This window comes from Paenibacillus sp. J22R56 (assembly GCF_056269375.1).
In genome coordinates this window covers 59,644-71,640 of the sequence record NZ_JBWDNV010000007.1, presented here as the reverse complement: position 1 = coordinate 71,640, position 11,997 = coordinate 59,644, and the positions used below count along the sequence as shown (strand labels likewise).

Sequence of the window (11,997 nt, the reverse complement as noted above, 5' to 3'; positions counted from 1 at the left end):
TGTATGTTTTGAATTTGCTGCCTTAGGAATTTACGAGACCTTAATATGAAATTAACGTTCGGCACACATATATTTAATAGTATTAATAAGTAGGTACAAAGATATTGGTTTTAGCCTGATTTGCCTATTGGCAAGTGGTTATGGGCCGCATCCTAACATAATGAAGAAATGAGTGCATCGTGATGTTTACTAAAGGATTCAGAAAACTAGCGGCATTGATCCTGGGAATCGCCTTATTACTTGTCGGAGGTGCTCCCGTTTTTGCTCACGACATGTACCTTGGAGCATCGAAATGGGCCTTTGGCAAGGATCGAATCTTGTCCACGATAGAGCTCGACCCCGCTATATTCCAACAATTGAAGGGGATTAAGGAGCTTGGATATGACCTTGAGAATCTGAACGATGACCAGCTTCGCGTTATAACAAACGACATTCTTCAACCTTATATCGACGAGAAGCTATCTGTTTCCATCAATGACCGAGAATATCCGATAAAGGTGGACCACTTAAAGAGAGAAGGAACATTTTGGGTTATTTGGCTGAGAATCAATGATGTCCATTTTGATTGGACAGATAACAACGTAAAAATTAAGTACCATCTATTAAATGAAGAAACCAAAGGTATGCATGTGAATATTAGCTATATCTATTATACCGATGCGGATGACGATTCGGTTCAGGGGGTCTTCGATAAGACCCAGCCGGATTTGCAGTATATATTCGATTCCAACCATACCGTATGGGAATTCTCCGACAAATCCGCCGCATTTTTGTCTGAGATCTCTACCTATTTCATGCTTGGAATCAAGCATATCTTAACCGGATATGATCATATCGCATTCTTGCTTGCTTTGATTGTGATCGGACTATCTGCGAAAGAGGCCTTGAAAATTATTACGGCGTTTACGGTGGCGCACAGCATTACTTTGCTGCTGGCAGCCTTGCATATCGTCAATCTCAACTCCAGGTTTGTCGAGAGCGTCATTGCTCTATCCATCTGTTATATCGCGGTGGAAAACCTATTCATGAAGCAGATCAATTATCGATGGCTGGTTACCTTTATGTTCGGGTTGGTGCATGGATTTGGATTTGCCAGCATTCTTCAGGAATATGTCGCGGACAAATCGAATCTTGTTCGATCCGTCGTTTCATTTAATGTAGGCGTAGAATTTGGACAGCTGTTGATTCTGTTAATCACGCTCCCGCTTTTATTTGTAATGAAGAAAAAATTCTCTCTTCGAAGAATAACCGTTGTATCATCCGCAGCCATTTTTATTATTGGATTCCTTTGGTTCGTCGACCGGATGTTCAATTTGCAGCTTGTACCATTCTAAGAACAGGAAGAGAGAACCTCATGAAGAAAAGAGTGCTAATTACTTCAATTCTGATGACCGTCATGGCCTTCCTTACATTTTCCGGCACCGGCATGGCTCAAGGCAGCTCCGATGACATCGCACGGGAGTACAGCAATAAAGCGAACCAATTTTTTGCTGCCAAAAATTACGAGCAGGCGGCAAAGACGCTGGAAGAGCTGCTAGCTAAGGAACCGGATCTGAATAATGAAATGGTGTACAAGCAGTTGACCCATATCTACGACGATTACTTATTTGATTTCGAAAAGGCGATGATCTTCTATAAGAAGTATCTCAACCACTTCCCCAAAGGAATCTTTTCAAATGACTTTCGGGACAGAATAGCTTATTTACAGGATAGACATTCCGAATGGCCGGTATTGCGAAGTTTTAGAAGCGTTCAGTTAGAAGAAGACGATAGGACCGTGCAAGAAAGATTGGAAGAAGTAGAGACCATTCTTTCGCAGCATGGAGATTCAGAGATTGCGCCCGACATGCAACTCTACTTGGCTAACAAGTATTTTGAAACTGCCGAATACCAGGAGGCGGAAGAACATGTGGAAAAATACATGGACAGCTTCGGCAAGTCCAGTATGTCAAGTGAGGACAAGGCCTCAGCATTTCAGTTGTATGCTGACATCCTCCTTAAGCAGCATCGTTTCGGCAAGGCCATTCGGGCTGTCGATCAGGCAATTGCGTTGAACGGACCGGGTGAAGATTTTAATAATGCGTTGAAAAAAAGCGGGATTATTAAGCAGCGGAACATGCTGTATGCCTTTATTAGTTCTCTTCTGTATGCTCTAACGGTGGTTGTATCGTTGATTTCTTTTCGATTTTGGCGGTATTTTCATTTATACAGCTATGCAAGGCAGCTTACCAGGCCGTTGCAGCTGCTTGCCCTCGTTACGTTTGGTCCTATGTTAACCTTGATTATCACGAGAGAACCGGACACGAACATTCGGTTTTTTTGTTGGCTGTTTGGCTTAGCTGTCTTTTTCGTGATCGTTACAAGACTGTTTGCCCCGTTCTTTGTGAAATCAGGCCGAGTGGCTTATATTGGCATGAGTGTCTTGCATATGGCGGCCGCTTCGTTCATGGCTTATTACTTGACGATTTACAGCGGAAGGCAGACAAGCATTAACGCGTTAATAGAAATTTATGCCGATCCGCTGACAACGCTATTCAAATGGTTAATGTGGGGTTCTGTTATTGCGGTTTTGATCATTAATGCTAGCTCCAGTTTTGTCTTTTCCAAAAAATTATTGGCTCATCAGGAGGGTTCATAAGGTGATTTCATCTTTCTTTCCATTTTTAAGACTAGGCATGGAGCATATATTAACCGGCTATGATCATTTGTTATTTATCTTCTCTTTGTTAATTGCAAGGCAAACGATTAAACAATATGCGGCGGTTATTACCGCATTTACCGTCGCGCACTGCTTAACCTTGACGTTAACAGTGCTCGATATTATTAACGTACCGGCTATTATCGTCGAACCCGCGATTGCCCTTAGTATCTGCTATGTTGCAATTGAGAATATTTTCAAAAAAAACGTGAAGAAGCGCTGGATGATTACTTTTGTATTCGGGTTAATTCACGGGATGGGATTTGCCGATTTATTAAAAGGGATGCACTTGGCGAAAAACTATTTAGCGTTTAATATATTCAGTTTCAATTTAGGAATTGAGATTGCTCAGCTGGGAATTCTTGCAATCTTGTTGCCGCTTCTCCTCTTAATTCAGAAATGGAGATATTCAGTTCGAGTAGTCAATATATGTTCAGCGATAGCTTTCTTATTAGGTGGTTTATGGTTAACTGAAAGACTACTTTAGCGAAACGGCAGCCATTCGGCTGCCGTTTATATTGGTCGATTCTAGTCTGATTCTTGTTTGTGCTAAAACATTGTTGTATCATGCTATACATATCATCGAGATTAAGGAGTGGAAAATTATGCAATCAGTAGTAGGGAAAGTAGCATTAATTACTGGAGCGGGACGCGGTATCGGGCGCGCAACAGCCATTGCGTTTGCTCAAGAGGGCATTCACGTTGGTCTTGTGGGACGTTCGCTTGAAAACTTGCAGAAGGTAGCGGAAGAACTCAAGCCGTATGACGTGAAGGTAGCCATTTCAACAGCCGACGTGGCGGATCTTGCTTCCATTACAGCGGCGGTCGAGTCCATTCGGGGGGAACTGGGTGCAATTGACATTCTCGTCAACAATGCCGGAATTAGCAAATTCGGCGGCTTTATGGAGTTAACGCCCGAAGAATGGACGAATATTATCGACGTCAACGTTAAAGGCGTGTATTACACCACCCGCGCGGTATTGCCGGAAATGATGGAGCGCAACGCGGGCGATATTATTAATATTGCGTCCACGGCTGGTCAAAGAGGTGCTCCCCTCACGAGTGCATATACCGCATCCAAAGCCGCTGTTATCGGTTTAAGCGAGTCCTTAATGCTTGAGGTTCGTAAGAAAAACATTCGAGTAACCACGTTGACTCCGAGCACGGTCGCAACCGATATGGCATTGGAACTCAAGCTGACGGACGGCAACCCTGAGAAGGTCATGCAGCCGGAAGACTTGGCGGATTTAATCGTCCTGCAGTTGAAACTTCATCCTCGAGTTGTATTGAAGCATGCCGGACTTTGGTCGACGAACCCGTAATGGTCCTCTAAAAGTGAGCAGAAAGTGCAATTTTGAAAATGACCTTGCGAGGAAAACGCACGGTCATTTTTTTTATACTTACATTATTATCTGGACGAGGGATCACGGTTGTAATCTATGGTAGAAACCGATTGACGAATTCAATAAATCATTGTCGAGTGGAATAAAGTCTCCGGTGAAGATATTACGAAGGAAGTTAATGAATGGTACCAGAAATCGAAATAGCCTAAGAGGGAATAAACACAAAAGGCGCCGCTATAGCAATGTCATTGTTTAACTTAATGACATGCGCTAATAGCGGCGCCTTTTCAAATTTAAACACGAATCTGCCATGTCGAAAAGAAACGGAAAAATTAGTAAATTAGATATATTGAATATATATAATATGAACGATATAATCTTCAATGAAATAAGCGCTTACATCTTCAGGCTTATTTGGCATGATATGTGGGCGTTTGTTTAAATGATAAGAGAAAAGGAGATTTAAAATGAAATGGAATAAGAAAATAGGTGCAGCCTTGCTTGGGGCAGTTGTAATTGCTGCTTCCTCTCCATTCGCAGGGCTTCCTAAAGCAGAGGCATCCGGTGCCGGAGTAAGCTGGCCGGCAGAGCAAATCCTGCCTACATTCTCGGAGCCTGCTTCTACGCTTGACGTTATGAATTTGGTGGCAGAGTATCGCTATGATGCCGAAGGAAAACAGGTCGCACATGAAACCGGACGTTTAGAAGGTAACGGCTGGTTGGCGCAAACATCGATCGATGCTCCAAATAAGTACATGGTGACCGGGCCTTATGCTAAGGATATCCCAGCAGGAGCAAATCAGGCGTATTTTGATCTGACCACCGACAATAATACGGCTAACAATGATCTCATTGTTACGGTTGATGTCCGAGACAATACGACGGGGGAGGTATTGGCAAGCCGCGACATTACCCGGAAGCAATGGACGAAGGTGGGCTCTTACGAGCGATTTACGCTTGATTACAATAATCCGACCACCGGTCATGAGTTAGAATTCAGAGTCTACTGGTACGGACGGGCTTACACCAAAATAGACGCTGTTGGCTCTATTCAGCAAGGCAAATCGGATGAAAATGTTTTATTTACTACACTCAAAGGGCTCGTTAACAAAACGCAGCCAAGAATCTACACGTATGATGATAACGTCAGAAACGAAGACGGCAAAGATAAATGGTTGAATGACCTGGGATTGGGACATGTGGATGTGGCGGACAACTGGTCGCTGCTTACCAAATATGCCAGCGAGATTAACGGGATTGTCGTTTATGACGATGCCTTACAGGACACGGTCAACCTGGCTACAACAATTGCTGCCCAATCCGGTGCTGTAGTTGCACCGCCAAGTCTGGTCAGCAAACTGACTTCCGCGCCGTACAATCTGCCGATTCTGGATGATTTGCGCGGGGATTTCAGCACGAAGCTTGAAGTGTATCAATATTTGCATGATCATTATTGGTCCTCGCTTTCCCATAATCTTATTATTGGATTAAGTCCAGGAATTAAAGGCGCTCTTCGCGATTATGCTACGGCAACCGGCGCAGCAGTCATCTGGCTGAATCCTTCTGTCCCGGCAGAGAAAACCCTGCTGCAAAGCTTCTTCTCCGATATGCCTGCCGGCAACGGCGTATACATGGGCTGGTGGCCGGATGAAGCGATCGGCGTTCAAGCCGCTTCCGAATATGGGATTTCTACGATCGCGAGCGACTGGTCTTCCAATTTGACGGTATTTGGCGGTGCTTCAAGAGAGGTTAACGTGAAGCCGGTGCCGGATAAACCGCCGCTTAAGAACAAAATTTATGTCTCGCTCATCTTGAGCGATGGCGATAACCTGCAATATATGGAACATCGCTTCAAGAAAATTTGGGACTCGCCTAATCGCGGAACAGTACCGCTTGGCTGGACAGTGTCGCCGGCTATGCTTGATGCGATGCCTGGTGTATTGAATTATTTGTATGAGACCGCTACGCCTAATGACGCGCTTATTGCGGGGCCATCCGGGTTTGGTTATACTTATCCGAATGCATGGGCGAATCAAGCCTATCTGGATAAATTCGTATCTATATCGAATGATTATATGGATCGTGCAGGCTTGAAGGTTGCTACGATCTGGAATACCATTACCGGCGGCATTAATCCAAACGTAGGTGGAAGCTTTGCGCAATATGCGCCGTCTTTATTAGGCTTAACGGGTCAAAACGCCGGCAGCCCAATTAAAGTCTACGGCAACTCGCTGCCAACGCAGGGATTAAGCGCAACGTATTGTTACTCCGAAGCTACGATTATTTCCGAAATCAATCACGCGATTGCCGGCTGGGATGGAACAGCTCCTCGTTTTGTGAGCATTCAATCTAATCCGTGGGATGTTAACTATCAGATGATCGAAAATGCGGTCAATAACTTCAGCAGCAACAGCGATATCGTGTTTGTCAGACCGGATACTTATTTCCAATTAATGCGCGAAAATAATCAACTGCCTATCGATCCGTCTACAGTCGTACAGCAATATGAAGCGGAAACGGATTTTTCGCATGAAACAGGTGCTGCAAGCGGCAGTGACTGGTCGGCAAACGTAAACGATAACAACGCGGGCAACATGCTGTCCGGCAATTTAGTCAATACCATTCCGGCTGGCAGCAATACAGTCACTTTCAAGATGAAGATTGATTCCAACACAGGTACTAATGATAATGTTGTTACGCTTTCCGTTCGGGATCATGTGTCTAAGAAGACCCTTGCTTCGGTTGATGTGTACCGCAATCAGTTCAAGGCAAACAATACGTATCAGAACTTCAGTTTGGCCATTAACAATCCTTCCGGAAGCAGCCTGGAATTCAAGGCTAATTACCTGGATAAAGCAACAATCAGTATTGATAATGTGACGGTAACAAAAAGGGCGGACAAGTATGAGGCCGAAGGTTCCGTCGTAGGACATGAACAGGGACGTGCGAGCGGGGACGGCTGGCAAGCAACGCCATCGCTTGATGGTACGGGGTATATGCTGATCAGCCCTGATGATGCGAATATTTCGATTGGGAAGCATACAATTACTTATCGAATGAAGATCGATAACAACACTTCCGACAAAGACGTAGTGGCTGTTATTGATGCTTGGGATCCGACTTCTAAAACCGTTGTGAAACAAGCGAAGATTACAAGGCAGCAGTTCGCGTCAGCGAACCAATACCAAGATTTCAGCTTGTCCTTTGACCATAATCAAAACAAGAATCTTGAGTTTAGAGTATGGTATGCAGATAAAGCGACGTTAACGGTGGATAGTGTAACGGTTAACTAAATGAAGCAAAATGTAAGCAGCTACTCAACCTTTCTGGTGGGTAGTTGCTTTTTTTTGCAGGGGCTTGGAAATCGTAAACACAAGCTCTTACCCGTTATATAAGTAAAAAAGAAGCATACACACTTAGAATTCTAAGTGCGGATGCTTCCTGGCATTCATTTTGTTTTCTTAGTTGTCAGGTCTTCGATTTGTTTATCTCCCTCATCCTTAATATCGTCATATACGTTATTTCCGTTTTTTGTAACTTCATTATACAGGCGCTTTCCGGTGTCGCGAGCATAGTTCATGGCGAAATTTTTACGCTCGGTAATCATTTGTAAGAGCTCGCTATGGGGGACGTTTATTTCATTTTTGGTCTCCAGATATCTCAAAGCTGCAAGCAGATTCGTATTTTCTGTAACGATTAGACCTTGCATCGTTTCTTGGGCTACATTGATTTCCCCTTGCTTCTGCTCCTTTTGTATGTTTGCCTGGCCTTCTCCTTGTTCTTTCCATCTGATCCACTCGCCGCGTAACTTATCATAGGCTTTATCTAGATAATTTTTGAGTGATTCGTCGTTATCGACGAAAGTAAATTCTCCGCCGCCGGCTGCAGCAACCTGCTTAAGCAGTTTCTGGCCTTCGGTATCCACGTCAAAACCAATAATATTCACGATGGTCTTCACTTTGGCTTGATTGAGTTCTTTGGCAATTTGCGCCGGATCGCCCCCGCATGTTTCAATTCCATCGCTTACTACATAGACAAGAGAATTAGTTGTTTCCGGATTAATATCTTGTTTGACGGATTTCAGCGCATTAGCAATCGGCGTCCATCCGGCTGGTTGTATTGGTTCAAGAACCTTGCCGATTTGATCCGCCCGCTCGCCTTGACCATGGAAAATTTCTTCCGTACTGTTGCATGATACCTCTTTATCTTCCTGACTTCCCGTTCCTTTTTGTCCGTAAACCCGCAAAGATACTTCAGCATTATTAGGCATTTTTTCCGCAAAGCTCTGAATCGCTTCTTTTGCGGAATCCATTTTCGAAATTCCGTTGATCTTTGCCTGCATGCTGCCGCTGGCATCAAGCAAGATTGAAATATGCAGCTTTTTGCTTTCGGGTAATGTCATATTGCCATTTGGTCGTTCATTATTAACGCTAATTTCAGTTTCAAAATTGATGAACGTGGTCACATAAGGGCGATAGTCTTCAGCCAGAAGGAGCAGCAGTTCTTCTGCATATTGATCAGCTGTCAAATCGCTTGGCAATTGATCCAGAGCCGCCTCGACGTTCTGTTCGTTGTAGTTCGCACCGGCAAACTTTCCTGGAGCTTTCATTAATTGTTCTTCCGCTGTTAAGGACGTCTGTGGTTCGTTCTGATCGGTATCTGCTGGGGCTAGGGTGTCTGAGTTGGGTCCATCTTGATCTGCATTTGTTGGGGAGAGTGTTGCTGAAGCTGCATTATTTTGATTTGAATTTGATGAACTTTGGTTTATCGGGATATTCTTTGCCGGTTCATTGCTGCAGCCAGCAAGGAAAACGATTAAGGCAACAACTGTTAAGATCGACCGTAGATTCATCTCCACCTCCGAGATTTTTTTGTAAGCCTCAATAAGACTTCAGGTTAGATTATATTTCCTAATTTCTCCAGTAGCAACTATTAACCAAAATCCTAAGCAAATATTAAGAATAGGGAAACACAAAGATGGGGTAGCTAATGGACAGATTACTTTAATGCATAAGCCTATCATTTTGGCGCTTGCCAACTTTTGCGAAACGAAAGCGGAGTAAGTCCAGTTCGATCTTTAAACAAATTGATGAAATGGCTGACGTTATCAATACCGACCAGATGCGAGATTTCCAAAATCGTATGATCGGAGTATTTGAGCAGTTCCTTTGCTTTGGTTATACGTGTATTAATCATGAAATCACCAGGAGAGAAGCCTGTATATTTCTTAAATACTTTAATCAGATGATATTTGTTGACAGCGAATTGTTTGGATAACGCATCCAATGTTATTTTCTCGAAGTAACGATTTTCAATGAGCTGGAGAATCTCCGTAATGTATAAGGGGATATCCTTATCTTCCGATTCGAATACAGAATCAGATAGGACCAACTCGGTTAATAGCTCAACTATTCGTTGTGAAGCCCAAATTTCGTTTCGGACACTTTTAACACGGTGAAGTTGAATCAATTCATGGATGATTGATGGGATAGTGGAATCTTCAGAGCAAATATGAATAGGGTTCGCCCGATCGGCAAACTGTTCATAATAAGCACGTACAGAAACACCATTCAGGTGAGCCCACAATATCTCCCAACTCTGCTCCATTTCAGTGGCGTAATATTGATAAACCTTGCAGTCGATGAAGAAAAGTTGTCCAGGTAGAAGAGTATACGTTTTGGAGGCATAATGGAGAGTGCCCTTTCCTGATAGGGTATACACGATTAGAAAAGAATCCAAATGCTCTCGTTCGGTGAAATAAGAGGATTGAGTAAAGAAATGGCCAACTTCCTGTATATAGAAGAGAGAGGATTTTGCAAAATCCGATGGGGTATTAATGATTCGAATAGAATCTTCTGTCCATGCATAAGAAGCTCTTTCTTGATATATTCCCATGCTGAATAACCTCCCAATATTCTATGATAATTAACCAACATTATTGGATGAATAATTGTTTGAAAGCCCTTACTATACAAATATATTCTATTATTGCATAGGTAACGGGAGGGGTAAACATGTCTTTATATCCGGCATTGAAATCGGCGAAGAAACCACGAATTGGTCTTTATTCAACAGGGCTTCGCGCCTACTGGGATCAGTTTCCTGGGCTTCGCGAACGTTTAATCGAATACGGACAATTTATAGAGAATCGGATGTCAGCCTGGGGAGAGGTATACAACTTTGGATTGGTTGATTCAGAGGGTGAAGGACGTCGGGCTGGCGAATGGTTGAACGAACGTCAGGTGGATCTTGTTTTTTGTCACGCCGCAACCTATTCGACTAGCTCGACCGTGCTGCCTGTTCACCAGATCAATAAAGCACCTGTCATCTTCTTGAATTTGCAGCCTACGGAACGAATTAACTATGAGAAGTCTACGACTGGAGAATGGTTAGCTCATTGTGGAGCATGTCCGGTTCCTGAGTTTGCGAATGCTTTTAACCGAGCGTCTATTCCTTTTCGTGTGGTCAATGGTCTACTCGGACTCGATTATACCCCAGCCATTTCAATGACAAACGAAACGACAAATGAAAGTAAGGAAGCGCAGCGTGCCTGGAAGGAAATTGAAGAGTGGGTTCGTGCAGCAGCCGTACCGCGTACGCTGCAGCATGGCAGGTTCGGTTTCTTAGGCAACACGTACAGCGGCATGTTGGATATGTATAGTGACTTTACCATGGTTCAAGCTCAAACGGGGCTTCATCTCGAAGTATTGGAGATGTGTGATCTGGATAGGATGTTACGGTCGGTGACAGCTGAGGAAGTGAAGACCAAATTAGAAGAAGTCCATCATATGTTTCAAATTAGCGGCGATTCACCGAGCGATCCAATTGCAAAACGTCCGACGAAAGAGCAGCTGGAATGGTCATGTAAAGTAGCCGCAGCACAGGAGAAACTGGTTCTAGAGTATGATCTTGATGCAGTCACTTATTATTATCATGGTGCACCTGGTGGTGAGTATGAGAAGCTGCAAGGAGGCTTTATCGTTGGTCACTCCCTCTTAACGGCTAAAGGTATACCGTGTGCTGGAGAAGGGGATCTCAAGACGAATATTGCAATGAAAATATGTGATATTCTGGGCACTGGCGGCAGCTTCTCAGAAATCGTAGTTGTAGATTATGTTGATGAGACGATCCTTCTTGGTCATGATGGACCTTTCCATGTGGCGATCTCGGATGGAAAACCAATATTGCGAGGAATGGGACTGTACCATGGTAAACAAGGGACAGGTGTTTCTGTGGAAGCCAAGGTTAGGACTGGACCAATTACAGCTCTCAACCTGACACAGACTGGGGATGGGAGACTAAAGTTGATTATTAGCGAAGGCCAATCCACGAATGGCCCAATTATGCGGATCGGAAATACACAGACTCCAGTCAAATTTAATCAGCATCCGGATGAATACATGAGTAAATGGTTTGCCGAAGCTCCGACGCATCATTGTGCAATGTCCATTGGGCATAATGCATCACTGTTTCAGAAGGTAGGAGAACTGATGGAGATGGTGCATGTTACTTTATAATTCTTCTATGAAGATCAACATTTCCTTACATTACTTGCAATAAATAACTGAACAGCGACTTAATAGTAAATGAAAGGTGATTAGTGGACTAAGATAAGGTTAAAGGAATGATGTTATCTTATTGTTTGGCAATTCAGATCGAAGAGTTTGAACATATAGAGCGTTGGACATTTTTTGTCCGAGCTCTATTTTTTATGAAGATGTATGACAATAGAGGCTACTAGCATTAATTGAAAAGAAAAATAACAAAACAAGCTTTCCTTTAACCATTTGATTTTATACGAGCATTCATGATTCGGCCGTATCCCGGAATTCCCGGGTGATCGGCCGCTGGCGTTCACGGGGATTTTTATTCGCCGGTTGACGATACCTATCGTTTCTATAGATGGGTGAAATTTGCAAATTAACTTAGAAAGCATTACTTTAAAAAGACTAAGCA

At 43.5% G+C, this 11,997-nt stretch carries 8 protein-coding genes; 6 read left to right on the top strand and 2 right to left on the bottom strand.

Annotated features, from left to right (window positions below):
• The first annotated feature begins 182 nt into the window (after positions 1 to 182).
• The 5 genes from AC0YNT_RS17445 to AC0YNT_RS17425 all read left to right on the top strand — a co-directional run bounded on the left by AC0YNT_RS17445 (position 183) and on the right by AC0YNT_RS17425 (position 7,334).
• Entirely contained in the window at positions 183 to 1,334 is a 1,152-nt protein-coding gene (locus AC0YNT_RS17445) for a HupE/UreJ family protein (RefSeq protein ID WP_475805790.1), read from the top strand.
• Positions 1,335 to 1,354: 20 nt separating this feature from the next.
• On the top strand, positions 1,355 to 2,638 hold the full coding sequence (locus tag AC0YNT_RS17440) for a tetratricopeptide repeat protein (protein ID WP_475805789.1): 1,284 nt from the start codon (positions 1,355 to 1,357) through the stop codon (positions 2,636 to 2,638).
• 1 nt (position 2,639) lies between these two features.
• On the top strand, positions 2,640 to 3,185 hold the full coding sequence (locus AC0YNT_RS17435) for a HupE/UreJ family protein (protein ID WP_475805788.1): 546 nt from the start codon (positions 2,640 to 2,642) through the stop codon (positions 3,183 to 3,185).
• A 118-nt stretch (positions 3,186 to 3,303) separates the two neighbouring features.
• On the top strand, positions 3,304 to 4,020 hold the full coding sequence (locus AC0YNT_RS17430; protein ID WP_475805787.1) for a 3-ketoacyl-ACP reductase: 717 nt from the start codon (positions 3,304 to 3,306) through the stop codon (positions 4,018 to 4,020).
• A gap of 488 nt (positions 4,021 to 4,508) precedes the next feature.
• On the top strand, positions 4,509 to 7,334 hold the full coding sequence (locus AC0YNT_RS17425) for a GxGYxYP domain-containing protein (protein ID WP_475805786.1): 2,826 nt from the start codon (positions 4,509 to 4,511) through the stop codon (positions 7,332 to 7,334).
• A gap of 155 nt (positions 7,335 to 7,489) precedes the next feature.
• Here AC0YNT_RS17425 and AC0YNT_RS17420 read toward each other — a convergent pair whose 3' ends face one another.
• Both AC0YNT_RS17420 and AC0YNT_RS17415 read right to left on the bottom strand, forming a co-directional pair.
• The gene (locus AC0YNT_RS17420; RefSeq protein WP_475806060.1) at positions 7,490 to 8,893 is read right to left on the bottom strand and encodes a vWA domain-containing protein; all 1,404 of its coding nucleotides are present in this window, start codon (positions 8,891 to 8,893) and stop codon (positions 7,490 to 7,492) included.
• Positions 8,894 to 9,060: 167 nt separating this feature from the next.
• Positions 9,061 to 9,936, bottom strand: a complete 876-nt coding sequence (locus tag AC0YNT_RS17415) for a helix-turn-helix domain-containing protein (RefSeq protein WP_475805785.1) — start codon at positions 9,934 to 9,936, stop codon at positions 9,061 to 9,063.
• Positions 9,937 to 10,055: 119 nt separating this feature from the next.
• On the opposite strand from AC0YNT_RS17415, the gene AC0YNT_RS17410 reads away from it, so the two are divergent.
• The gene (locus AC0YNT_RS17410) at positions 10,056 to 11,558 is read left to right on the top strand and encodes a hypothetical protein (RefSeq protein WP_475805784.1); all 1,503 of its coding nucleotides are present in this window, start codon (positions 10,056 to 10,058) and stop codon (positions 11,556 to 11,558) included.
• Positions 11,559 to 11,997: the final 439 nt, after the last annotated feature.

What these genes read in the sequence shown, in the direction of transcription:
- AC0YNT_RS17445 (WP_475805790.1), top strand. Translation starts at nt 183, where the DNA reads ATGTTTACTAAAGGATTCAGAAAACTAGCGGCATTGATCCTGGGAATC.
- AC0YNT_RS17430 (WP_475805787.1), top strand. Translation starts at nt 3,304, where the DNA reads ATGCAATCAGTAGTAGGGAAAGTAGCATTAATTACTGGAGCGGGACGC.
- AC0YNT_RS17415 (WP_475805785.1), bottom strand. Translation starts at nt 9,936, where the DNA reads ATGGGAATATATCAAGAAAGAGCTTCTTATGCATGGACAGAAGATTCT.
- AC0YNT_RS17425 (WP_475805786.1), top strand. Translation starts at nt 4,509, where the DNA reads ATGAAATGGAATAAGAAAATAGGTGCAGCCTTGCTTGGGGCAGTTGTA.
- AC0YNT_RS17420 (WP_475806060.1), bottom strand. Translation starts at nt 8,893, where the DNA reads ATGAATCTACGGTCGATCTTAACAGTTGTTGCCTTAATCGTTTTCCTT.
- AC0YNT_RS17440 (WP_475805789.1), top strand. Translation starts at nt 1,355, where the DNA reads ATGAAGAAAAGAGTGCTAATTACTTCAATTCTGATGACCGTCATGGCC.
- AC0YNT_RS17410 (WP_475805784.1), top strand. Translation starts at nt 10,056, where the DNA reads ATGTCTTTATATCCGGCATTGAAATCGGCGAAGAAACCACGAATTGGT.